At 67.4% G+C, this 23,702-nt stretch carries 21 protein-coding genes; 15 read left to right on the top strand and 6 right to left on the bottom strand.

Translation table 11 applies throughout. From position 1 onward, the window contains the following. Positions 1–39 precede the first annotated feature (39 nt). Positions 40–1,071 (top strand): zinc-binding alcohol dehydrogenase family protein, encoded by a 1,032-nt coding sequence (locus Aple_RS13275; RefSeq protein ID WP_218038305.1) that lies wholly within the window; start codon positions 40–42, stop codon positions 1,069–1,071. A gap of 60 nt (positions 1,072–1,131) precedes the next feature. Here the strand turns inward: Aple_RS13275 and Aple_RS13270 are convergent, their stop codons facing one another. Then, on the bottom strand, positions 1,132–1,980 hold the full coding sequence (locus Aple_RS13270; RefSeq protein WP_155344847.1) for a hypothetical protein: 849 nt from the start codon (positions 1,978–1,980) through the stop codon (positions 1,132–1,134). 353 nt (positions 1,981–2,333) lie between these two features. On the opposite strand from Aple_RS13270, the gene Aple_RS13265 reads away from it, so the two are divergent. Next, positions 2,334–3,341 carry an endonuclease/exonuclease/phosphatase family protein gene (locus Aple_RS13265; RefSeq protein ID WP_170321448.1) on the top strand — a complete coding sequence of 336 codons (1,008 nt, stop codon included), beginning with the start codon at positions 2,334–2,336 and terminating at the stop codon, positions 3,339–3,341. A 40-nt stretch (positions 3,342–3,381) separates the two neighbouring features. Here the strand turns inward: Aple_RS13265 and Aple_RS13260 are convergent, their stop codons facing one another. Further along, positions 3,382–4,548 (bottom strand): esterase-like activity of phytase family protein, encoded by a 1,167-nt coding sequence (locus Aple_RS13260; protein ID WP_246264428.1) that lies wholly within the window; start codon positions 4,546–4,548, stop codon positions 3,382–3,384. A gap of 224 nt (positions 4,549–4,772) precedes the next feature. On the opposite strand from Aple_RS13260, the gene Aple_RS13255 reads away from it, so the two are divergent. Beyond that, positions 4,773–5,993, top strand: a complete 1,221-nt coding sequence (locus tag Aple_RS13255) for an exonuclease domain-containing protein (protein ID WP_155344844.1) — start codon at positions 4,773–4,775, stop codon at positions 5,991–5,993. Positions 5,994–6,339: 346 nt separating this feature from the next. After that, positions 6,340–8,889, top strand: coding sequence for an FxSxx-COOH system tetratricopeptide repeat protein (gene fxsT / locus Aple_RS13250; protein WP_246264427.1), 2,550 nt, complete (start codon positions 6,340–6,342; stop codon positions 8,887–8,889). Positions 8,890–9,053: 164 nt separating this feature from the next. On the opposite strand, the gene Aple_RS13245 is transcribed toward fxsT, so the two are convergent. Then, positions 9,054–9,758, bottom strand: a complete 705-nt coding sequence (locus Aple_RS13245; protein WP_155344843.1) for a hypothetical protein — start codon at positions 9,756–9,758, stop codon at positions 9,054–9,056. A gap of 72 nt (positions 9,759–9,830) precedes the next feature. Further along, positions 9,831–10,688, bottom strand: coding sequence for an oxidoreductase (locus Aple_RS13240; RefSeq protein WP_155344842.1), 858 nt, complete (start codon positions 10,686–10,688; stop codon positions 9,831–9,833). Between the two features lie 140 nt (positions 10,689–10,828). Here Aple_RS13240 and Aple_RS13235 point away from each other — a divergent pair, with 140 nt between their 5' ends. Then, complete coding sequence (locus Aple_RS13235) at positions 10,829–11,665, top strand: helix-turn-helix domain-containing protein (protein ID WP_155344841.1); 837 nt, start codon at positions 10,829–10,831, stop codon at positions 11,663–11,665. 7 nt (positions 11,666–11,672) lie between these two features. Here the strand turns inward: Aple_RS13235 and Aple_RS13230 are convergent, their stop codons facing one another. Then, positions 11,673–12,068 carry a hypothetical protein gene (locus Aple_RS13230; RefSeq protein ID WP_155344840.1) on the bottom strand — a complete coding sequence of 132 codons (396 nt, stop codon included), beginning with the start codon at positions 12,066–12,068 and terminating at the stop codon, positions 11,673–11,675. A 12-nt stretch (positions 12,069–12,080) separates the two neighbouring features. Next, the gene (locus tag Aple_RS13225; protein WP_155344839.1) at positions 12,081–13,247 is read right to left on the bottom strand and encodes an FAD-dependent monooxygenase; all 1,167 of its coding nucleotides are present in this window, start codon (positions 13,245–13,247) and stop codon (positions 12,081–12,083) included. An 82-nt stretch (positions 13,248–13,329) separates the two neighbouring features. Between Aple_RS13225 and Aple_RS13220 the strand changes: the two genes are divergently transcribed. The 10 genes from Aple_RS13220 (at position 13,330) to Aple_RS13170 (ending at position 23,697) form a co-directional block, all read left to right on the top strand. Continuing rightward, positions 13,330–13,977 (top strand): TetR/AcrR family transcriptional regulator, encoded by a 648-nt coding sequence (locus Aple_RS13220; protein ID WP_155344838.1) that lies wholly within the window; start codon positions 13,330–13,332, stop codon positions 13,975–13,977. Positions 13,978–14,137: 160 nt separating this feature from the next. After that, positions 14,138–14,569: a streptamidine-related RiPP repeat protein gene (locus Aple_RS53215; protein WP_218038303.1), complete on the top strand. Its 432-nt coding sequence runs from the start codon at positions 14,138–14,140 to the stop codon at positions 14,567–14,569. Positions 14,570–14,646: 77 nt separating this feature from the next. Further along, positions 14,647–15,462: a hypothetical protein gene (locus Aple_RS13205; protein ID WP_155344837.1), complete on the top strand. Its 816-nt coding sequence runs from the start codon at positions 14,647–14,649 to the stop codon at positions 15,460–15,462. After that, positions 15,459–16,949 (top strand): CocE/NonD family hydrolase, encoded by a 1,491-nt coding sequence (locus tag Aple_RS13200; RefSeq protein WP_155344836.1) that lies wholly within the window; start codon positions 15,459–15,461, stop codon positions 16,947–16,949. Before Aple_RS13205 ends, Aple_RS13200 begins: the two co-directional genes overlap by 4 nt. Next, positions 16,946–18,328 carry a YcaO-like family protein gene (locus Aple_RS13195; protein ID WP_155344835.1) on the top strand — a complete coding sequence of 461 codons (1,383 nt, stop codon included), beginning with the start codon at positions 16,946–16,948 and terminating at the stop codon, positions 18,326–18,328. Before Aple_RS13200 ends, Aple_RS13195 begins: the two co-directional genes overlap by 4 nt. Beyond that, positions 18,321–19,613 carry a YcaO-like family protein gene (locus Aple_RS13190; RefSeq protein ID WP_155344834.1) on the top strand — a complete coding sequence of 431 codons (1,293 nt, stop codon included), beginning with the start codon at positions 18,321–18,323 and terminating at the stop codon, positions 19,611–19,613. Before Aple_RS13195 ends, Aple_RS13190 begins: the two co-directional genes overlap by 8 nt. A gap of 10 nt (positions 19,614–19,623) precedes the next feature. Next, entirely contained in the window at positions 19,624–20,661 is a 1,038-nt protein-coding gene (locus tag Aple_RS13185; protein ID WP_246264425.1) for a FecCD family ABC transporter permease, read from the top strand. Further along, a complete protein-coding gene (locus Aple_RS13180) occupies positions 20,661–21,416 on the top strand; it encodes an ABC transporter ATP-binding protein (protein ID WP_155344833.1) in 756 nt (251 codons plus the stop codon). Before Aple_RS13185 ends, Aple_RS13180 begins: the two co-directional genes overlap by 1 nt. Further along, a complete protein-coding gene (locus Aple_RS13175) occupies positions 21,413–22,390 on the top strand; it encodes an ABC transporter substrate-binding protein (RefSeq protein WP_155344832.1) in 978 nt (325 codons plus the stop codon). The genes Aple_RS13180 and Aple_RS13175 overlap by 4 nt, the downstream gene beginning before the upstream one ends. Next, positions 22,390–23,697, top strand: coding sequence for an MFS transporter (locus Aple_RS13170; protein WP_155344831.1), 1,308 nt, complete (start codon positions 22,390–22,392; stop codon positions 23,695–23,697). Before Aple_RS13175 ends, Aple_RS13170 begins: the two co-directional genes overlap by 1 nt. Positions 23,698–23,702 lie beyond the last annotated feature (5 nt).

The following is a 23,702-nucleotide window of genomic DNA, read 5'->3' as shown; positions in this document are numbered from 1 at the left end:
GCGGCATTCCGGCGTGCTGGAATGGGATTATCACGGAGAGTGAGCGAATCGAAGGGGGCAGCGGTGGACATGATGCGGGTGGTTGGGTTTCGGGAGAATCTGCCGGTTGAGGACGCGGAGTGTCTGGTGGATGCGGAACTGCCGGTGCCGCGGCCGCAGGGGCGGGATCTGCTGGTTCGGGTGCAGGCGGTTTCGGTCAATCCGGTGGATGTGAAGGTGCGGCAGGGGCGGGATACCCAGGGGGAGCTGTGGGTTCTGGGGTACGACGCGGCGGGGATCGTGGAGGCGGTGGGGAGTCAGGTCGGGCTGTTCGCGCCGGGGGATGAGGTGTATTACGCGGGGTCTATCGGGCGGCCGGGGAGTAATGCCGAATTTCAGCTGGTAGATGAGCGGATCGTGGGGCGCAAGCCGTACATTCTGGATTTCGCGGAGGCGGCGGCGATGCCGTTGACGGCGATTACGGCGTGGGAAGCCCTGCATGACAGGTTTCGGCTCACCAAGGACAGCGGGGGGACGCTGGTCGTGGTGGGGGCGGCGGGGGGTGTCGGGTCGATGGTGTTGCAGCTGGCGCGGCGGCACTGTCCTGATCTGACCCTGGTGGGGACGGCTTCGCGGGTGGAGTCGCGGGAGTGGGCCGAGGAGATGGGGGCGCACCATGTGGTCGATCATCGGGGTGATCTCGCGGCGGCCGTGCGGGCGGTGGCGCCGGATGGGGTGGACTACGTCTTCAGTCCGTATTCGGAGGGGCATGTCGATGCGTACGCGGAGATGCTCAAGCCGGGGGGACAGATCACCGCGATCGATGATCCCAAAGGGTTGGATATCAGGGCGCTCAAGGCCAAGAGCCTGACCTGGCACTGGGAGTCCATGTTCACCCGGCCATTGTTCGCGCCGCATGACACCACCCAGCATGACCTGCTCAATGTCGTCGCGGAGCTGGTGGACGGGCAGCAGGTGCGGAGCACGATGACGCGGCGGCTCGGGCCGATCAGCGCGGCCACGCTCCGGGAGGGGCACGCGCTGGTCGAGGGGTCGGGGATGGTGGGGAAGGTTGTGGTCGCGGGGTGGTGACCCCGTGAAAAAGCCGCGCCGCCGTGGAGTTCACAGCGGCGCGGCCGAAGTACGGGGTGATCAGTCGCCGAGGTCGATGGTGCCGAGGACCGACGGCGGGAGCAGGAGGATCTCCTTCAGGTCGGCGACCAGGCGGTCGTCCGGAGCGTAGATCCACACCTTGTCTCCCCAGCCGGAGAGGTAGGTGTCGCTGCTGAGCTGCAGCTTGATCGGCTTGCCCTTCTTGGGGGTGAACACCAGGTTCTCGTTGGAGGCGACCCGCCGGATCAGGCCGTCGTTGGTGCCGATCCAGAGTTTCCAGTTGAGCTTGATGGCGAACGTGTCGCCCTCCAGCTTCAGGCGGAACGCTTCGGTGCCGTTGTACAGCGTGGTCGCCACGCCGTCGACGGTGCCTCCGGCCCGCTTGCCCTGGGCCTTGGCGAGCAGGGTCTTCAGTTCGCGCGGCGAGAGCACGTTGATCGCGGATCCGCCCAGGCCCGGCTGGGTGAGCACGTTCTCCGACTTGAGCCAGGTCTTGCCCTCGGGCAGGAAGATGTCGGTGATCCCGCCGGTGACGTAGTTGTCGTCCTTGAGGGTGATCGTCTGGGTGGAACCGGTGATCTTGTCCGGGTCCAGGCCGAGGATCTCGGCGACCTGCTCGGCCGCCTTGGTCATGGTTCCGTAGTCGACGGTGGTGATGATGTTGCTGGCGGCCACCTGGGAGCGGCCGAACTGCAGGTCACCGTACGAGCGTGTCTTGATGCCGTAGTTCGGGTTGGTCTTGGAGACGGACGTGAAATGAACGCCGTGTCCGCTCTTGAGCTGTTTTGCCAGTGCGGCGACGGGATCGACCGCCCGTGCCTGCGCGACTCCCGATGTCAGTGCGGCGGTTACCGCCATGCACATGATCACCGTGATCAAACGCCTCATGTGAGGCCCTCCGTGTCGGATCCGGTTTTCCCCGTGGATGCCCGCCAATCGGGTATCTCGCGAAACTTTGGCCTACGGGAAGGCGGCTGACAAGCGGTTTCCGGATCTTGCGACCTATTTGAGAGGTATCGGGCCCGGCGCGGGCGTTTTCACACGCGCCGGGCACCTTATCTGCATATTTTCTTAGCGATTCATTAAGGCAGGGCTGCGGGCTTCACGCAGGGCCACGGTTTCACGCAGGGCCGCCCACAGGTGCTGGTCGGCATCTGGTTCGGGCCTGCCTGATGTCCGGTGGTTCTCGTGTGTCTGCTTCGGGCCCGCCTTAAGCTGCCGGACAAAGGGGGGTGATCGCGGTGGCTCTCGACACGGAAGAGGTGGCCGCGGCGTCCGATTCGGTCGCCAGACCGAGACGGCGCTGGGTGACCGTGTGCGTCTGGCTGGTCGTGGCCGTGTTCGGGTTGTGGGCCGCGCTCCGGCTACTTCCCTGGGACGTGCATTTCGCCTGGGTTCAGTTGGTGGCGTTCACGCCGACGGTCGCCCTGCTTTCCCTGATCGCGCCAATCCTCGCGCTGCTGCTCCGACGATGGATCGCCCTGGCCGCAGGGCTGGCGGTGTGCGCGGTATTCGCGACGGCGGTGCTTCCTCGCGCATTTCCCGGATCGAACTCCGCCGCATCCGGCCCACCGCTCCGGGTCCTCGCCGCGAATCTCAAGGTCGGATCCGTTCCCCCGGACGCCCTGATCACTCTGGTCCGCGACCTCCGTCCCGACATTCTCGCCGTCCAGGAACTCACCCCGACAGCCGCCGAGAATCTCCGCACGGCCGGACTCGGCGAACTCCTCCCCTTCTACGCGGGAGAAGCCCGCGCCGGTGTCGGCGGATCCGGCATCTATTCGCGCCACCCACTACAACTGACCGACCTCATCGACTTCGGCGGATTCGGCCAGGCCAGAGCGACCGTGCAACTCCCCGGCGCACGCGTCGACGTGGTCTCCGTCCACCCCTGCGCCCCCTCGCAGAAATCCCTCTACCAATGCTGGGCGGACGGCCTCACCGCACTACCCAACCCAGACAACACACCCAAAATCCTCCTGGGCGACTTCAACGCAACCCTCGACCACGCCCGCGTAAGAGCTCTCCTCGCCACGGGCTACCAGGACGCCGCCGACACCACCGCCTCCGGCCTCACCACCACGTGGCCGGCCACTCCTTGGACTTTCCACGGCCTGCCCATCCCATCGGTGACCCTGGACCACATCGTCGTCGACCAGCACACCGCCGTACACAAATTCACCACCCACCTCCTCCCCGAAACCGACCACCGAGCCGTCTACGCGGAACTCACCCTCGCCGCGAAATAACCGGTGCCACCGGCAGAGTGGTGGCACCGGTTATTCGAGGTCAGTATGCGGCAGGGCACCCATGGACGGCATAAGCGAGGAACTGGGTGACCTCGCGCTCGTCGAAATTGTCGTCGGAGCCCATGACGAGGGTGCATTCGCCGGTACGGAGCCGGGGTCCCCAGGCGAGGCTCTCCAGATTCTGGGTCGGCTGGTGCCGACTGCTCAAGTCGAGCACCAGCCTCTTCTCCACCGGCTGGTACGGCCGACCATCCGCCAAACTATCCTGACCGAGCACGTTCGTCGCCCGTCGCAAGTCGATCTCATAAAGCTTGACGCGATAGTCGACACCCTCGATCCAGGAACGCTCAAGGGCGAGGTAGCGGAAATCATCGATGGCCAGGATTTCGGATACCCCGGTATCGGTGTGTCCGGTCGGCGGAATCGGCGCCGCCGGGAGCGGGTCAAGCGGGTACGCGTACTGCCCGAGCGTACGGCCCCTGCGATTCCACACGGTGATGCGAGCGGGCGCACCACGATCGACGGTCGGCGGCAGCCCGTCCTCGAAACGCGGACCTTCGACAACGGCGGCGATGGAATGCGGCGCGAAGGTCAAACCCTCGAACCCGAAATTGCGTCGAGGCCCATTGTCGGTTCCCGTCAGACGCAGGTTGGCCGGGACGGGGAGCTCACCAAGGTGCTTACCATTCGTATCGGCCCAGCGTACGAACAGGTCGGAAATCGGGATGTTCGGATTCCTCTCATCCGGGCGATCACCCTCATGCCCCCACAGAAGGCTACGATTCCAGGGGTTATACCGGATGGTCTCCGGATCAGCCGATTCGCCCTGGCCATAGGCCGGATACGGACTGCCGTCCGGCCGCCGGAGCATAGTCACCCCGTCTACATGCACGCCCGTGAACGCACCCGTCGTCCGATTGATGGACAGCCGCCCGGTGTAGAAGCGCGCCGGCTGGTATCGCCACCGGTCGTCGGAGATGAAGTACCAGGTGCCGGTACGCGGATCCCGGTCAATCCCGGACAGACCACCGAGCGTGGTTCCATCGACCTGCATCTTGTGAGGCAACCGATGCTCCCCGAGAAACCGGGTAATCCGAACCCCCGACCGATCGGCGCCCGCCGCGGCCGCCCCAACATCCACGACCCCAAAACCAACCGTGGCCACGACCGCCACAGCGATTCTTCCAAATTTCCCCAGAATGTGCACGCGACTCTCCTCGTCCCCGACAATGGATCGGGAATATAAGATCGCGAAGCCGCCCGGATGTCCAAGCCAAATGGGTCCAACTTTATTACCGGCGTACGACCAGGCCTGGATTATCCGGATTTCATGCATCAATCAAGAGGCAGACCGCGCACCTGTGTCACATCATCATCACGCTCCGCAAATCCACCCACCCCGTACAAGCCGAACATGCGATCTTCCAATGCATGATTGGTTACGCGGTTCTCGACCTGGAGACAACGGGCCTTCGGCCCTCATGGCGCGATCGGGTCGTAGAGATAGGAGTTGTCCATCTCAGCCCCACCGGAGCCATCACCGGTGAATGGAACACTCTCATCAACCCAGAACGAGACCTTGGACCCCACCAAGTTCATGGCATCACCGCCGCCGACATCCGCCATGCCCCGACATTTCCGGATATAGCCGGAACCCTCACCCGGCTCCTCGGCGGTCGTATCCCGGTCGCCCACAACCTCGCCTTCGACCTGAACTTCCTGCACTACGAGTTCCACCGAATCGGCATACCGACCCTCCCCACCAGCCACCTGGGCATTTGCACCATGCGAGAAGCCGCGCGATACCTCCCCCACGCTCCACGCAACCTCGCAGGTTGCTGCGCGGTGGCCGACATTCCCCTCGTTGGCCACCACAACGCCCTGATCGACGCAAAGGCCGCCGCCGAACTTCTCCGCTACTATCTCCCCTTGGCCGGCTCCACCTGGAACACCGCACTCCACGACGCCGCCCACGCAAAGTGGCCTTCCCTCCCCGAAACAGACATTCCCTGGGTACAGCGAGGCGTCTCCGCCGAACGGGACAGCCATTTCCTGGCCAGACTCCTCGATCGTCTCCCTAGAGCCACCGACCTCACCCGGGCCGACCCCTATCTGGCCTTACTCGACCAGGTCCTCCTCGACCACCACATTTCGGCCACCGAAGCCGACGCCTTGGTCGAAATGGCAACCACTCTCGGCTTATGCCGCGCCGATGTGGAACGCCTGCACAAGGAATACCTCACCGCCCTGGGCCAGGCCGCACACGCCGACGGCATCGTCACCGATACCGAACGCCGCGAAATCACCCTCGTAGCCGAACTCCTCGACCTCCCACCCGCCACGGTCCGGGACGCACTGGCCAACCCCACCGAACCGTCAACACCATTCACCCGATTCACCCTGAACCCCGGCGACATGGTCGTCTTCACCGGCGAAATGGACGGCGCCCGCGAAACCTGGGAAGAACGCGCCCGCCAGGCCTCCTACATCCCCCACCCCAACATCACCAAGAAGGTCCGCCTCCTCATCGCCGCCGACCCCGACACCCTCTCCGGCAAAGCCAGAAAGGCCCGCAGCTACGGCATCCCCATCATCACCCCTACAGCCTTCGCCGAAATCCTCACCAGACCCGCCAACGCTCCCACGCCCTAATCGATGGGCCATCGCGTGTGTGCCCTGGCGATGCGTACACCACTGGTCGTGGCGGACGGTGAGTGAGACGGTGCGGTTGCTGGAAGCCGACGCGCCTCAGGAGCGAGAAGAGCGCGAAAGCTCGTTGGCGTGTCGGTCGCCACGAACAAACTCGGGGAGGCCGTCATTCAGGCCTTCCCCGGATCGGTCTCTCGTATGTCGCGCCCTAGTTAATAGAGGAGAATGCGAGCTAGTGCATAACGGGTCGGCGGTTGCGATCTAATCCGGTTTATGGTTGGCCGAATGTAGGGGCGACGGTCGATTGTGTTGGCTCAGTGGAGCGTCACTCAGTTACCCGGAGGCGTTTGTGGTTGAATCTGACCTGCATGGTAAGGGTCCGGCGGGGATTGGTTTTTCTGCACCCGAGGTATGGGGGAACGTTCCGCAGCGAAACACCAGTTTCACGGGCCGGTCGGAGTTGCTTGATCAGCTCCGCGAGCATCTCACCGGGCAACGGGACGCTGTGGTGCTTCATGCGCTTCAGGGATACGGCGGCGTGGGCAAGACCATGCTGGCGATCGAATATATCTATCGTTACTCCCGGGACTACGAAGTCATCTGGTGGGTCCCATCGGACCAGCAACCGCTGATGCGAAGCGCGCTCGCGGCACTGGCTCCCAGGCTGGGCATTACCGGTCTTCCGCCGGACAAGCTTGATGAAGCGATCAGCGCGGTGCGAGGCGCCCTCAGGCGCGGCGATCCGTATGGGCGGTGGCTGGTGGTCTTCGACAACGCCGACCAGCCCGAGGATCTTATGGACGTGCTCCCGCACGGCACCGGGCATGTGCTTGTCACGTCGCGCAACCACCGCTGGAAGGCGACGGCCAAGACACTCGAGGTCGACGTGTTCATGCGGGAGGAGAGCCAGGAATTCCTGGGGCGGCGGGTGCCCGGCATCAGCGAGGCCGACGCCTACCGCTTGGCCGAGAGCCTGGGAGACCTGCCGCTCGCCCTCGAGCAGGCCGGCGCGCTGATGTTCGAGACGGCCATGAGCGTCGACACCTATCTGGACCGTCTGTCCGAGGAGGCTGGCAAGGTCCTCGGGCAGGGCACCGTGCTCGACTATCCGGTTCCGATGGCGGCCGCGTGGAGCATCTCGCTCCAGCGGGTGCGCGACCAGATGCCATCAGCCATGGCTCTGCTGCACCGCATCGCCTACTTCGGGCCTGAGCCGATCCCGCTCGATCTCATCAAACTCGGGCGTTTCGTGCTGGCCCCGTCGAATCTGCGGGACACGATCCGCGATCCGTACCGGATGAGCGACGTGGTCCGTGAGATCGGCCGTTACGCTCTGGCCCGCCTGGACAATCTGCGCCGCACGCTTCAGATGCACCGGATCATCCAGGAGCTCATCCGGGAGGAACTGAACGAGAAAGAGCAGGAGACGGCGCGGCACGATGTTCACCTGCTGCTCGCCGCCGCGGACCCGGACCGGCCAGACGACTACGAGGCATGGCCGGACTACGAGAACCTGGTCGCTCATGTCGGTCCCTCGGCGATCATTTACTGCGATGACCCCGACGTGCGCAGGCTCGCCACGAACGTAGGCCGCTTCCTGCTGGTCAAGGGTGACTTCAAGGCGTGTGAGGCATGGCTGAGCCGTGCCCTGGAACAGTGGACGGACAAGTTCCCGCCAACCGATCTGTACCTGCTGATCGTTAAGCGGTTGCTGTCCACACTGCTGTTCCAGGTAGGCCGTTTCGATGAGGCGTTCGCCCTTGGCGATGAGGCGCTCGGCCTGTTTCGCCAGGAGCACGGAGAGGAGCATGACGAGACGCTGATCATGCTCAACGTGCTGGGCGGAATCCTCCGTGCACGTGGCGAGTTCGTCCGCGCGCTGGAACTGGACGAAGGCTCGGTGCCGTTGCACACCCAGGTGTTCGGCAGCCAGCACCCCAACACCTTCCGGGCTATGAACAACCTCGCCATCGACAACGCGCTGGCCACCCAGTATGAGGAGGCGCTCCGGCTGGATGAGGCGATCTACGAAGGCCGGCTGAACCACTATGGCAACGACGGTCACTTCCAGGTGGCTTTCAGCCGGAACGCGATCGCCCGAGATCTTCGCTTACTCGGGCGTTATGCCGAGGCGCGTTCCGAAGGGGAGCGAACCTTCACCATCTATGCGGATATCGTCCGGCAGAAGACACTCATCGAAAATCACACCGATGTGCTGCTCCAGGCCCGGGAACTGTCGGTGGCCCGGCGTAAGGCCGGTGCCTTCGATGAGGCCATCGAACTCGCCCGGACCGTGTTCCATCGTCACCGCGACACCTACGGGCAGGACCACCCTGGCACGCTCGCGGCGGCGGTGAGCCTGGCGAACGCGCAACGGCTGGTTGGAGATCACGCGCAGTCCGCGGAGTTCTCCGCGGACACCTCGGCGCGATATGCCAAGATGCGAGGCGCCGACCATCCCTTCACCCATGGCTCGGCGTTGAACACCGCCATCGCTCACCGCCTGATCGGTGAGCCGTTGAAGGCCAAGAAGCTCATCGAGAGCGCTTTGGCAGGCCTGACGCGAAGCCTGGGCGAGGACCACCACTACACCTTGACCTGCGTGACGAACCTCGCCAGCGTGCTGGCGGATCTCGGGGACATCGCGGAGGCTCGACGCCTGGGCGAGGAGAGCCTGGCACGTTTCCGCAAGGTGCTCGGCCCGGATCATCCGCACTCGCTCGCCTGCCAGGCCAATCTGGCGCTTGACCTCAGCGTGCTTGGAGAGACCGATCGGGCGGCCGACCTGAAAGATGACGCGATCAATCGATTTCGCGCGCTGGGCGATAATTATCCAGATGTGGTGGCCGTTCAGCGCGGGTTACGGCTCGACTTCGACTTCGAGCCGCCGAACGTCTGATCGCTGTTCCTGGACGTTCGTCAAATGCTGCGCTCGGCCAGCGCTTCTGGTGTTCCAGCATGGGCCCCGGCGAGCTGCGGCGAAGGGGACGTCGTCGGTGACGAACGCGGCGGGCTGTCCCTGGCCATACCAGTGGTCGAAACAGTGATCAGCCAGTCCGCGTACTAGGAGAGGCGTTCAATCGTTACGGGGATCAGGCCCTGGTAGCGGGTGATCGTCATTAGTTCCCGGAGTAGCGGGCCGACGGTGTCGTGTGGTGGATCGTTCAGGCAGGCGGTCAGGTCGATGCAGGAGGCTACGCCTGGGCCGATCTGGCGAAGATCCCAGGTGAACACGTCGGCGGCCACGCGTAGCTGGGCTGTGCCGAGTACGCGGGCTTGTGGGTCGGTGTAATCGTCGGCGAGGGTCATTCCCCAGATCTGTTGCAGGTTCGCCAGCCGGTCCTTGCGCAGTTCACCGGCGAACAGGATCCGGTAGAGGCGCTTTTCGCGGAATCCTTCGGGGATCTCTGGAGGAGTAAGTTGCAGCGGGGGCGAGCCAGGCAAAGCCGCGTGGTCGTGGAAATAGGTTCGCAATGTTGCCTCGTCGGGCAGCGCGCCTGCCCCCAGTCGGCGGTAGGCCAGTTCCGCGTCCTCCCTGCGGACCGGGATGGTTCGGACGCGGAGCCTCGGATCGGTTCGGATCGCGCGGCTGAAGGCCGACGAACTCCACCAGTCGCCATCGGTCGCGGTCCACACGGCGTTGGCCAGGTCGGTTGCCGTGTGGTCTTCCGCGAGCATGAACTCCTCGACGGCGATTCCCTCCGGCTGGGCCGCTGAGTCACCCTCGGGGAAGATCAAGTAGTAGTCCAGCGGCGTTTTAGCACTCAAATGTGTGTCCTTCTTTTCCGCGATGAAGAGCCTCGATACGGCACCGTACGGGAAGTGCTACACACCTTCGACCTACTGACCGATGGTGTCCAGTTCGGCGATCGCGTCGGCCGGCAGGGTCAGGTCGGCCGCGGCGATGTTCTCTCGCAGGTGGGCCAGCGAGGAGGTGCCGGGGATCAGGCCGATGGCAGGGGAGCGCTGGAGCAGCCACGCGAGGGCGACCTGCTGCGGGGACGCGCCCAGCCGCTCGGCGACCGTGGTCAGTGTGGCGGACTGCAGCGGGGTGAAGCCGCCCAGCGGGAAGAACGGCACGAAAGCGATGTTCTCCGCCGCGCACCGGTCGACCAGGGCGTCGTCCTGCCGGTTGGCGAGGTTGTAGAGATTCTGTACGGTCACCACCGGCGCGATGCCCTGCGCTTCAGTGAGCTGCTTGCCGGAAGCGCAACTGAGCCCGAGATGCCGGATCAGTCCCTCCCGCTGGAGCTCGGCCAACGCGCCGAACTGCTCCGAAACCGGCTCGTCGTTGGGTCCTTCGTACCCGCCGACACGCAGATTGACCACGTCCAGGGTCTCCACGTCCAGGTGCTGAAGGTTCTCCCGTACCTGGGCCTTGAGGTCCTCGGGATCCCGCGACAGCACCCAGCTTCCGTCCTCGCTCCGCCGGGCGCCGACCTTGGTGACGATGCGCAAGTCCTCCGCGTACGGCTGCAGCGCTTCCCTGATCAACTCGTTGACGACCACGGGACCGTAGAAGTCGGCGGTGTCGATGTGGGTGATGCCGGAGTCGACCGCCGCACGCAGCACGGCCACGGCCTGGTCGCGATCCTTGGGCGGCCCGAAGACGTTCGGCCCGGCCAGCTGCATGGCGCCGTAACCCATGCGGCTGAGCCGCAGGCCCGCCGCGGGGGTGAGAAAACCGCTCTGGGGCATGACAAGCCTTTCATCGTATTTCGGTATGAACGCCGTTCCGAGCGGCGTCCTCATGACCCATCGTCGGTGGCGGCCTGTCCCGGTGGCAGTACCCCGTTGTTCCTGGTAGCAACAGGGACATCCACGCCTAAGGTTGAAATATGGACGGAACGAATGCCCTCGGGGAGTTCCTACGCGCCCGCCGAGCCCTGGTCCGGCCCGAGAACGCCGGGCTTCGCGGCGGTGGGCTCAGACGAGTTCCAGGACTGCGCCGCGAGGAAGTGGCGATGCTCGCCGGCATCAGTTCCGAGTACTACCTCCGCCTGGAGCAGGGCCGCGACCGCAACCCGTCCGTCCAGGTGCTCGAAGCGCTCGCCGGGGTCCTGCGGTTGAACGCCGACACCACCGCGTACATGATCAGCCTGACCAGGCCCCGCCCGGCCGACGCCCGGCGCCGGTGGCAGCCGGAGACTGTGCCGGCCAGCGTCCTCCAGCTCATCGACGGCTGGACCACCAACCCGGCCTTCGTCCAGAACAGGTTCACCGACGTGCTCGCCGCCAACGCGCTGGCGACCGCCCTCTCCCCGAACTTCGCGCCCGGCGGCAACCTCCTGCGGGCGGCCTTCCTGAACGAGTCCCAACGGGAGTTCCACCAGGACTGGGAAGAGGTGATCGAGGAAGGCGTGGCCGGCCTGCGGGCCCATGTCGGCCCCGACGTCGACGACCCTCGCCTGACGGAACTCGTCAACGAGCTGTCCGTCCTCAGCGACACCTTCCGCCGCCTGTGGGACCGCCACGACGTCCAGCCCAAACGCGGCCGCGCCGTCAGGCTCCGCCACCCTCAGGTCGGCGACATCGAACTCCTGAAGAACAAGCTCACCATCGGCGGCACCGACGACCTGATCCTTGTGGTCTTCCACGCCGAACCGGGCACCCGTAACACCGAACTCCTCGAAATCCTGTGCGGCCTCGTAGGATCGCGTCGCCCGATCATGTGAACCGTGTTCAGCGCCAACCGGTCGGCACGCTCGGCACCGCCTTGTGGTAGACCTCCGGATGCTCGGTCACAATGGCCCAGTCGTACAGGGGATAAGGCTGGTTGCGGCGTTCCAGGGCAGTCCACAGCGCATGGCCGATCGACAGGTCGTCGATCGCGGTGAGCTGGCACAGGGTGCCGATGTCCCGCGCGGTGATATGCCCGACCTCGTCGAACGGTTCGGGCTCGGTGGCCACGGAGACAAGACCGATCAAACGCTCGCGGGCCGGCCCGGGCACGGCCTCGCGATATGCCCGGGCGAGTACCAGGGCGGGGATCACTATCGGCCGTTCTGCTTCGAGTGCCGCGCCGATCATCGCTGCCGTGTAGACATCACCGGACAGGTGAAGCCGCCGGTCGATCACCCGCGCCTGCGTCTACCGCACCTGATCCGCCATGTCGCGCGGCTTGCTGAATGTACGCCTCAGTTGGGTGGCCGCAGCTACGGCGGGCCACAGGCGGGTGGCCAGGTTCCGTGCCCGGATGCCCAGCCGGGTCGCGGGGACGATGAGCGCGGAAGCCTGTTCGATGGCGCGTTGTTTGGGGTCCACCAGGAGTCGGTGGGCGCTCTCGTACCGGCGGAAGGCTGCCTGGGGGTCGTTCGGGCTGGCGGCTAGTTCCTCGGCGAGGGTGAACGCGCCGATCATGGCGAGGGTGGAGCCGTCTCCGAACAGGGACACGCAGGACGCGGCGTCGCCGAGGAGTGTGACGCGGCCGGTTGACCAGCGCGGCAGGCGTACCTGGCTGACCGAGTCGAAGTAGAGGTCGTCGGTGGTGCGTACGTGCGCGAGTAGTTCGGGGGCACGCCAGGAGACGTCCGCGAACGCGCTGGTCAGCAGTCGTTTGTGCTGGGCGGTGTCGCGGTGGTCGAAGTCGGGTTCGGCTGGGCTGCGGTGGAGGAAGAACGCCAGGTCGCCGCTGGGGGCGGGGTGGACGGCGATCGCTTTGCCGGGGGTGTTGTGCATGAGGACGTCCCGGCCGGGTTTGGGTGGGCCGCCGAGGGGGGTCGTGGCGACGTAGAGGCCCATGTGGCGTACGAGGCCGCTTTCTGTTCCGAACGCCAGGCGGCGGGTTATCGAGTGCAGGCCGTCGGCTCCGATCACCAGGTCGAAGCGGCGGGGGGCGGCGTTGACGAAGGTGACCTCGATGCCGTGGTCGTCCTGGTCGAGGGTGGCGATGGAGTCGTCGAAGAGGTATTCGGCGTGGGCGCGGCTCGTGTCGTACAGGATCGAGGCGAGGTCGCCGCGTGGCAGCTCGACCTCGCCTGGCTGTTGGATGGCGCGCATGTCCATCCGGCCGACCCGCTTGCCTGTCGCGTTGACGAAGCTGAGTCCTGTCGAGCCGGTGGCGGCCTCGTGCAGCCGGGGGAGGGCGCCCATACGTTCGGCGACGTGTACGGCGCGTCCTCTGACGTCGACCGGGTTGCCGCTGGAGCGCGGCGTTTCGGCGTGTTCGACCACGGTGACGTTGAAGCCGTGTCGGGCCAGCCAGTAGGCCAGGGTCGGGCCGCCGATGCCGGCTCCGGAGATCAGAACTGTGCTCATGATGCCTCACTAACCGGATGATTTTCCTCCACTTTTCTCCACGGTATCCTAAGCGGAGGAAAATCGTCCAATTTGAGGTGTTGTGGAGATTGAGAAAGGGCTGCGTGCCGACGCGCGCCGCAACCGGGACCTGATCGTCGCGGCCGCCCAGAAGTTGTTCATGGAGGAGGGCGTCGACGTGCCGCTGGAGGAGGTGGCGCGGGAGGCGGGTGTCGGCATCGGCACGCTGTATCGACGGTTCCCTGACCGGGACGCGTTGCTGCGCACCGTTGGCGAGGAGAGCCTGCGGCGGCTGGTGGACCTGGTGGAGAACGCCTTGCGGGAGGAGCCCGATGCCTGGCATGCGTTGTGTCGTTTCCTGCGCGCCTGCACTGAGCTGCGGCTGGGGGTGTTGCCGGCAAAGCTGGAGCCGCACCTGCATCAGCGGATGCGAATCGGCCAGGACCTGCACGAGCTGCGGCAGCGGGTGATCGCCGGCATCCTTCGGATGACCGAGGAGGCGCAGGCGAGCGGCGCGTTGCGCGACGACATCGGTCCTGGGGATGTGGCTGTGCTGATGACCGTGCACATCTACACGCCGCCGAGCATGCCCGACGAGCAGGCCATGGCCCGCGTGGTGGAGATCATGCTGAGCGGCCTGCGCGCTGGCGGGGGATCTCCCCTTCCTGGAACTCCGTACAGCGAGGGTGACCTGCGCAAGTACACGGCCGTGGAGCATCCTCCCGCCTGACCCTCTGACCGCGCTTCCGAACGACCGCCCGAGCTGTCATGCCGAGGCGGCCTCTCCCATGCCCGGATTTTTCCGGAAATTGTCACTTGCGCCCGGGGGATGGGCATGTCTAAGGTTCGCTTGGAAACGACAACCGTTTTCATTGTCGATGGGAGAGTCCATGCACATCCTTGAGGTCCAGGACCTGGCCCCTGCGGCGGCACTGCCCGCGCTGCAGGGTCCGGGCACCAACGCGCTCGTGCACACGCCGTTCGGGTTCGAGGAGTTGGGGGCGGAGGTGCCGCTGCCGGCACTGCAGGGTCCGGGCACCAATGCACTCGTGCACACGCCGTTCGGGTTCGCTGAGCTGGATGCCGAGGCACCGCTCCCGGCGCTGCAGGGTCCCGGCACCAACGCGCTCGTGCACACGCCGTTCGCGTTTGAGGAGCTGACCGCTGAGTCGGCGCTGCCGGCGCTGCAGGGTCCGGGCACCAACGCGCTGGTGCATACGCCGTTCGGGTTCGAGGAGCTGGGGGCGGAGGCGCCGCTGCCGGCACTGCAGGGTCCGGGCACCAACGCGCTGGTGCACTCGCCGTTCGCCTGGAACGCCTAGTTCCGGCAGGGCGGTCCGCTTCCCCGGCGGGCCGCCCGTCCCTCCTTAACCCTGCAACTTGGAGAAGAAGAAAGCCGATGGAGTCGATCGCCCCCGGTCATCATCTGTACCTCGGTCCCGACGGGGCCTGGCGCTCGTGTGACGAGCATGAGCGGTTCGCGCGGCTTTCTGGTCCGGCCGCGTTGCTGGAGCGCATGCGCGACCAGGCCTATCAGGGTGGGAACGACCAGGAGTTGGAGCCGCTGGCGGCCGTCCTGCGGGAGCGGGGTGTGCTCGCCATGGTGCCCGAGGTCGCGGAGCGCGAGCTGCGGGTGTGCGTGAGCGGGGATGGTCCGGTGGCCCTGCACGTCGCGCGCCTGCTGGAAGGGGTCGTGACCGTGCTCGTCGACGGTGACCCGGATGCGGCCGATGTGCTGGTCGCCTGCGCGGGCTGGCTGCCGGACGAGCGCTGGCAGCGGATCGATGCGGTCGGGAGGGTGTGGCATCGCTGCCATGTCGAGGGGACTCGGCTGGTGCTCGGGCCGATGACGGTGCCGGGGCGGACGGCGAGCTACCGGGATCTGCGGGGCCGCAGGCTCGCGGCGGCGCCGCTGCCCGACGAGCTCGCAGGGCTGTGGTCCTACCTGGACGCGGGTGCGACGGATGCGGGTGCGACGGACGCGGGTGCGACGGGCGTGGGTGCGATGGGCGTGGGTGCAGCGGGTGCGGTGTCGCTGCCGCCGGTTCCGTGGCCGAACGTGGGGGCGGTCGCGCTCGCGGCGGGCTTGCTCGTCAACGATGTGCTGACCTGGCGTGCCACGGGTCTTCCCGCGAGCGGCTCCTACCAGCTCGTCGTGGATCCGGCCACCGGCGGTCTCGATCGGCATCCTGTGCTGCCGCTGCCGGTCGCATGAACCGGTTCAACCTGCGGCTGCCCGGCTGGGACGGCACCCCGCTGGCGGTAGATGTCCGCCTTCCCGACGCTTTGTACGGGCCTGTCCCGACGGTGGTCACCCGCACGCCGTACGGGCGGAACCGGCATCTAGTGGAAGGAACCGGCTGGGCGCGGCGCGGCTTTGCGTACGTGGTTCAGGATGTGCGCGGGCGGTATGACTCCGACGGCGTTTGGGAGTGCTACCGCAACGAACGTGGTGACGGCGCCGCGCTCGCCGATTGGATCTGTGCGCAGGAGTGGAGCGACGGACGTCTTATCGGCTACGGCGGCTCCTACAGCGGATACACCGCTTGGGCGCTGGCCGTCGAGCGGCCGGAAGCTGTCGCGGCGGTGGTCAGCATGGGGCCGTCGATGGCGCTGCACCGCACCAAGTTCGAGGACGGTGTCCTCCGGCTGGCCGAGCACGCGGCCTGGTGGCTGGAGCGCGCCGATGGGCGTACCAGCCGCGACGGCCTCACCGCGCTCCTGCTCGGCGCCGATCCCGGCGCGCTGGCCCACCTGCCGGTGATCGGGCTGCCCGACCGGATCGGAGCAAACCTTCCCGGATGGGCGGACGTCGTCCTCGACGGACCGCATCACCAGCCGAAAGAGGAGATCACCGAACGGGAACTGGCCGCACTGCCGGTCCCCGGGCTCCACATCGGAGGGTGGTATGACCTGCTGGTCGAGGAAACCCTGCTGCACTGGCGCATCGTGGGCAGCACCCTCACCCCTCGCCCACCCCAGCGGCTGGTGATCGGCCCTTGGGGTCACGACCTGGCCTTCACCGGCAGGACCAGATATGGCGACCGAGACCACGGCCCGCATTCGCTGCTGGACCTGGGCGCGCTCCAGGTCGCCTGGCTCCGGGACTGCCTCGACGGCACCGCGCGAGCAGAGGAGCAGATCCTCCCGATCGGCGGGACGAACTGGCTGCCCTGGCCGCAGAACACAACCACGCTCGTCCTGTACGGCCACCCGGACCGATCCCTCCACCCCGGCCAGCCAGAGGCCACCCTCGGCGGTTTCGTCCACGATCCTGGGGATCCGTACCCGTCGCTGGCGCCTGGCGCCGACCGCAAGGCGCTCGACGAACGCTCCGATGTACTCCGCTTCGCCACACCGTCGCTCCCGGACCCGCTGACCTTCACCGCGGCCGAAGTGCATCTGGAGGTCACCGCTCCGGTCGAGGACGTTGACTGGATCGTTCGGCTGACTGAGCACACCGCCGACGGACGGGTCTTCGAGCTGGCCCGCGGCCGGGCAGGCGGATCCGGCCGCCTGGTTCTGAGTCCCGTCGCGGCCACTCTGCTCGCCGGGTCGCGGCTGCGGCTGGAGATCTCCGGTAGCGACTTTCCTCGTCTCGCCCTGGTCCTCGGTACGGGGGCCGACCGCTACACCACCACCGCCACCGCTTCCGTCCGGCAGCACGTGCATGCCGCAAGGCTCGTCCTGGAGACTTCATGAACCGACCCGAAGAGCTGCTGGTTGATCCGCGTACTGGAGTGTTGACCGCGCTCGAACCCCAGGCCCGACCTCCCGGTGTGCCCCGTTTCTGGACCGGGTGGGGGGCGGCCGTATCCGACACGCGCAGGTTCGCGGGCTGGACGGCCGACCGGCACGGGTTTGGCGCGGCCATTGCGGATCCGGTCAGGGCCAGGGGTGCGGCGCTTGGTGAGGCTGTGGAGCGGTATTGCGGGAACGCTATTCCAGGGAATCTGCGCAGCTCCTCCTGGCGGCGGCTTGGCGAAGTTGCGCTCGATCCTGAAACGATCCCGTTGTATTCGCTCGCCCAGTATCGCGAGCCTGGGTTTCCGTTCGTCCCGCTCACCCGCGATCTGGAGATCGCCTGGACGTCCGCCACCAACCTGCGGACCGGCGGATCGGTGCTGGTTCCGGCGTCGATGGCCTGGCTTGATTACTTCCATGGGCCGCGCGCGGCGGAACCGGCCACGCATTCGTTGTTCTACTCGGGGATCGCGGCAGGTCCGAGCAGGAGGCGAGCTGAGCAGGCCGCCTTGGAGGAGTTGTTCGAACGGGACGCGACCACGATCTGGTGGTCGAGCGGGGCCAGCGCTGAGGCGGTGTCCGACCCGGAGCGGGTGACCGCAACGCTGGGCGGCGACGGTCCCTCAATCAGGCTGCTGGTCATTCCTTCGCCGTTCGGCGTGCCGGTGATGGCCGCGTTCCTGGAGGACGAGGGGATCGTCGCATTTGGAAGCGCTTGTCGCAGTAATCCCGATGAGGCTGCGGCGAAGGCGCTGGCCGAGGCGTTCGGTCTGTACTCACTGACTCTGCAACTGGCCGACCCCGATGGTGAAGTGTGGCGAGCGGTGGCCCGAGGCGCTCTCGCTCCGCATGTGTTCCGGCCCTTTCGCGCCGACAGGACCTATCGGGACGCCTTTCGGTCCGACTACCGCGATCTCACCGACCTGCCCGCCATTGCTCAGCTCTACCTTGACCCCCGCATGCAGGGCGCGCCGATCGACCGGCTTCGCGGCCAGCCAGGGCCCGCGCTGGCGGATCTGCCCTCCGCTGAGCCTGCCACTTATGTGGATCGGCTGGCCGAGGCTGGGCTGACCGCTTACAGCGTCGACCTGACCACTAGCGACATCGCCGCGGCGGGATTGTCGGTGGTGCGGGTCCTGGTTCCCGGGCTGGTGGGAAACGCCCCGCCCGCCTTCCCGCTGCGCGGCGGCACCCGCCTGTACGAGACGCCCCACCTGCTCGGGCTCACCGACCGTGTCCTGACCGAAAACGACCTGTTCCCGCACCCCCTCCCTCTGGCGCTCTCCTGGTCCGGCCTGATCAAGGGCATCGAAATGGCCTGGCATAACCATGTATGACTCTCTCCTGGATGCTCGTATCGGCATCGTCCGTGACCTCATACACACCGAGGTTCCCGCTCACCTGCCCGGCTCGTTTGAGCTGGTCACCGCCCTGTTGTCGGACACCACCCGGTTCAGCCCTTGGCCGAGCGACTCCGCCGGGGCCGGATACGCGTTCGCCGATCCCGAAGCCGCCCGCGGCGCGGCGTTTGGCGAGGCCGCTGAGCGGTACTGCGGCAACCTCGTTCCCGCCGGACTGCTCACAGCCACCTACGGCGAACTCGGCCCGAAGGCGCTGGATCCGGCGTCGCTGGCCCTGTACTCCGCCGACCAGTACGCGCAGGTGGGCTTTCCGCTCGTCGAGTTCACCTCGGCACTGCCAGTGGAATGGACCACGGCCACCGACCTGGTCACCGGCGAGGGCAGGCTTGTTCCGGCCGGTCTGGTGTGGGTGTCGTACTTCTCCGCTGACCTCACTCCGCCGACGCCACGTACCAATCCGGTCATTCAGGCGGGGCTGGCCGCCGGGCCGACCCTGGAGTTCGCCGTGTGGGGCGGGTTGTGCGAGATCGTCGAACGGGACGCCATGACCCTGGCCTGGCATGGCAGGGCCGGACTTCGCGCCCTCACCCCGCCACCGTGGCTGGCCGCCTTCGCCAAAGGGCCGCGACGACGGCTGGAGGTCCGGTTTCTCGAGTTTCCGAATCAGAGTGGCCTGTGCGTGACCGGAGCGCTGGTCCGCGATCGCGAGAGTGGTTACTTGACCCTCGGCATGGGCGTACGCGCCAGTGCGGAGGAATCGATGATCAAGGCTTACGGCGAGGCCCTGCAGTTGCAGTTATTCGTCGCGGGTCTGGATGACCCGGACGGGCCCTATTGCCGGGTTGCGGCCGATCCGCGCAGCCCGCTCAAACCCTGGCGATCCGACCGCGCCTATGGATCCTCCTACCGGGCCGACCTCGCCGATGTCGTCGACTACGGCTGCCATCTGCAGCTGTTCCTCGATCCTGCGATCCAGGAAAAGTTCGAGGACGAACTCGCCCAAGCCCTCGCCGAATACCGGCCCACCGTCACGCTGCCGCCGCCGGGAAACGTCGCTGAGCTGGCCTTACGGCTAGGTTCCGAAGTCCTCTACAGCGACCTCACCACCGCCGACGTGCGCGGCGCGGGCCTGCACGTAGTCCGTGTCATCGCCCCTGGCACCTACTCCAACACCGCAGCCGGGCTGCCGTTCCTGGGCGGGACCCGGCTTGAGGCGAGCCTGGACGGCCGTCCGCGCCGTGCCCTGCCCCTCCCGCACTGAAAGACCTCCGTTGCGCTCCCCTCACCTCATCTCCGGACGGCGTTACCCGCTGCTGGTCGTCCTGCTGCTCGCAGCCGTGCCCGTCCTGCTCGTGGCAGCCGTCACCTACGGAGCGGTCGACCTTCCCGCCGCCGACGTGTGGCGGGTGATCACCGCCCACCTGACGACCGGGCGCCCGCCCGCCGACGTCAGCGGCATCGACGACGAGATCATCTGGAACTCCCGCGCGCCCAGGACCGTGCTCGCCCTGATCGCCGGAGCCGGGCTGGCGGTCGCCGGAGCCATCCTGCAAACCGTCGTACGCAATCCGCTCGCCGACCCCTACGTCCTCGGCGTCACCTCCGGCGCGTCGCTGGCCGCCGTCGCCGTCATCACCCTCGGGAGCGTCGCCGGACTGGGCGTGTCAGGGGCGGCCTTCGCCGGAGCGTGCGCGACCCTCGCGCTGGTGCTGGCTTTGGGCAGCCGCCGCGGCGCGCTCACCCCCACCCGGCTGGTCCTGGCCGGGGTCGCTTTGTCCTACCTGCTTCAGGGGGCCACCAGCTATCTGCAGCTGCGCGCCCAGCCCGACCAGCTGGCCGGGATCCTGTTCTGGCTGCTGGGCTCGGTGGCCGGAGCCCGCTGGGCCGACCTGACCGCGCCCGGCGTGATCGTGGTGGCCTGCACCGGCTGGCTGCTGCTACAGGGGCGGCGGCTGAACGCGCTGCTCCTCGGCGACGAGACCGCCGCCGCGCTCGGCGTTCACGTGCACCGCTTCCGGCTGGCGCTCCTGGCCGTGGCCGCGCTGGTGACGGCCGCCGTCATCTCGGTCGCCGGGGGAATCGCCTTCGTCGGGCTGATCGTCCCGCATGCCGTCCGGCTGCTCGTCGGCCCCGACCACCGGCGGACGCTTCCGCTGATCGCGGTGACGGGCGGGCTGTTCCTGGTCGCCGCCGACCTCGCCGCCCGCACCCTCTCGCCGCCGCTGGAACTGCCGCTCGGCATTCTCACCGCGATCCTGGGCACGCCCTTCTTCCTCTGGCTGCTGCGCCGCGAGACGGCGGTGGCCTGATGCGCGTGCAATTGTCCGGCATCCACGTCGAGATCGGCGGCGTGACCGGAGTAGACCTCGATGTGGAGCCCGGCGAGTTCGTCGGGATCGTCGGTCCCAACGGCAGCGGCAAGTCCACCCTGCTGCGCGCGCTCTACCGCGCCCGGCGTCCCGACGCCGGGACCGTACGGGTGGACGGCGACGACGTTTGGCGCACTTTGACCGCCCGCCGATCCGCGCAGCGTACGGCAGTCCTGGCCCAGCACAGCACAGACGGCTTCGACTTCACCGTCGCCGAACTGGTCGCCACCGGCCGCACCCCGCACCGCTCCGCACCCGCCGCCGACCGGGAGATCATCGCCCGCGCGCTGGAACGCGTAGGCATGACCAGCCGAGCGGATCGCCACTACGCCACGCTCTCGGGCGGGGAACGTCAGCGTGTCCTGCTCGCCCGCGCCTTAGCTCAGCAAGGCGACGTGCTGGTCCTGGACGAACCGACCAACCATCTCGACATCGCCGCCCAGCTCGAACTCCTCGAACTCGTCCACGAGCTGAAAATCACCACACTGGCCGCCCTGCACGATCTCAACCTCGCCGCCGCCTACTGCGACCGCCTCTACGTCCTGGCCGCTGGCCGGGTCGTCGCATACGGCCCCGCCATCGACGTCTTGACCCCCGCACTCCTGCTGGAGGTATTCGGCGTCCGCGCCCACCTCGGCCTCAACCCCCTAACCGGCCGCCCCAACCTCACCTTCGCCCCCGGAGACTCTCGATGAAGATCAATTCCATCGCCGTGTGCGCCCTGCTCACGCTCACCGCCGCCTGCGCCACGACCTCGAAGCCCGACGCCGTCGCAGCCGGCCCTTCCACCACGGCCTTCCCCGCCCAGGTCACCAACTGCGGCCGCACCGTACGCGTAGACCAGCCCCCGCAGCGGATTGTGTCCTTCTTCCCCTCCAACACCGAACTCCTGCTCGCCCTCGGCCTCAAGAACCGCATAGCCGGGCAAGTCTGGACCGACCAGTCACCACCCAAACCCGCCTACGCCGCCGACTACGCCTCGGTGAAGGTCCTCGCCTCCGGCGAGATCTCACGGGAGGCGCTCCTGGCCGCCCGCCCGGACTTCATCCTCGCCGACGGCGAATACAACTTCGACGGCAAGAAACTCCCCACCATCGCCGAACTCGCCACCCTCGGCGTCCCCGTCTACGTCGACGCCGCCTTCTGCCCCGACACCACCGGCACCGCCACCCTCGCCGACACCGGCCGCGACCTCGACGCCCTCGGTACCCTCCTCGGCGTACCCGACCAGACGGCCAAAGCCAAGACCACCGTCGACACCGCCCTCGGCGACCTCCGCGAGCGCCTGACCGGACAGCCGCCCGTCAGCACCGCCATGGTCCAGATCTTCGACAAGCAGCTGTACGGCCTGGCCGGCGGCCTCTACTCCGACATCGTCCGCACCGCGGGCGGCGCCAACGTCCTGGACGCCATGGTCCCCGCGGGCAAGAACTTCGACGTCGTCTCCGTCGAGACCGTCGCCAAGGCCGACCCCGACACGATCGTCTACCACTACACCGACGACACCGACCGCGCCTCCTCGGAGCAGTGGCTGCGCGAGCACCTCGGCCAGACCAAGGCCGTCAGGAACGGACGCCTCATCGGCACCCCCGCCGCCGACTACTCCGCCCTGCGCGCCATCGACGGCACCCAGACTCTGGCCCGCGCACTGCACCCCACCGTGTTCTGATGTTCCGCGCTGCGCGTCCTCGACGGCACCCAGATCCTGGTTCACGGCCTGCGCCCGGCCGCGTTCCTCCACGACACCCAGATGCTGGCTCGCGCCCTGCGCCTGTCCGTGTTCCGATGTTCCGCTACCTCACGGCCCGGGTGATCTCCTGGATCGGTTCGTCGATCACGCTGGTGGCCCTGCCGGTGCTGCTCTACCAGCGCACCGGCAGCGCCGCCCTCAGCGGCCTGCTCGCCGCTCTGGAAGCCGTCCCGTACCTGCTCCTCGGCCTGCCCGCCGGTGCGCTCGCCGACCGGTGGGACCGCCGCCGTACCCTCGTCCTCACCAGCTGGACCAGCGCGCTTCTCATCGCGAGCATCCCCGTCGCCGCCGCGCTGGGCCTGCTCACGACACCCCAGCTGTTCGTGGTCGCCGCAGGCTCGTCCGCATCCTTCGTGTTCTTCGACGCCGCCGCGTTCGGAGCGCTCCCCGCCCTGGTCGGACGCGAGGGCATCGCTAAAGCGACCAGCACGCTCATGACACTCAGCACGCTGGTCACCCTGATCGGCCCCGCGCTCGCCGGAGTTCTCATCGCGGTCACCGGCGCTCCCCACGCCATGAGCCTGGACGCGCTCAGCTACGCCGCCGCCGCCCTCCTGCTCTCCCGCCTGCCGCTGCCACCCCCACCACCGGCGCAGGCCCGGAACCTGCGCGCCGAAATCGGCGACGGCATCCGCTACATCCGCAATCACCCCATGATCAACTCGCTGACGTTCCTCGGCATCGGCAACAGCCTCGCCGAGGGCGCGGTCCTCGGCCTGCTCGTCGTCGTCGCCGTCGAACGGTTCGGCCTCTCCTCCGGCGACGGCCGGATCGGCCTGCTGTTCGCCGTGGCGGCCGCCGGCGCGATGCTCGCCGGTCTGTCCCTGCCCCGCCTGCGCCACCGCTTCAGCACACCCGCGATCTCCCTCACCGGGCTCGCCTCCGTCGGGCTGCTCCTCATCGTGTGGGCGTGCACCGACCGGCTCCTGCTCGCCCTCCCCATCCTGGCCTGCTGGCAGGCCGCCAACACCCTGGTCAGCCTCAACGGGATCGTCGAACGCCAGGAACAGACCCCCGACGACCTCCAGGGCAGGGTCAACACCACCGCCCGCATGATCGCCTGGGGCGGCCAGCCCGCCGGCGCCGCCCTCGCCGGCACACTCGCCGAACTCACTTCCGCCAAAACCGCACTCCTGCTCGTGGCCGCCACGGTCCTGGCAACCCTCACCCTCCCACCGGCCCGCCGCCTGGCAGAGCAACGCCAACCGGTCGAACCCCACAAATAGTGCGA

Source organism: Acrocarpospora pleiomorpha (assembly GCF_009687885.1).
In the GTDB taxonomy this organism is placed as follows: Bacteria; Actinomycetota; Actinomycetes; order Streptosporangiales; family Streptosporangiaceae; genus Acrocarpospora; species Acrocarpospora pleiomorpha.
This window is presented reverse-complemented; position numbering and strand designations above follow the sequence as displayed.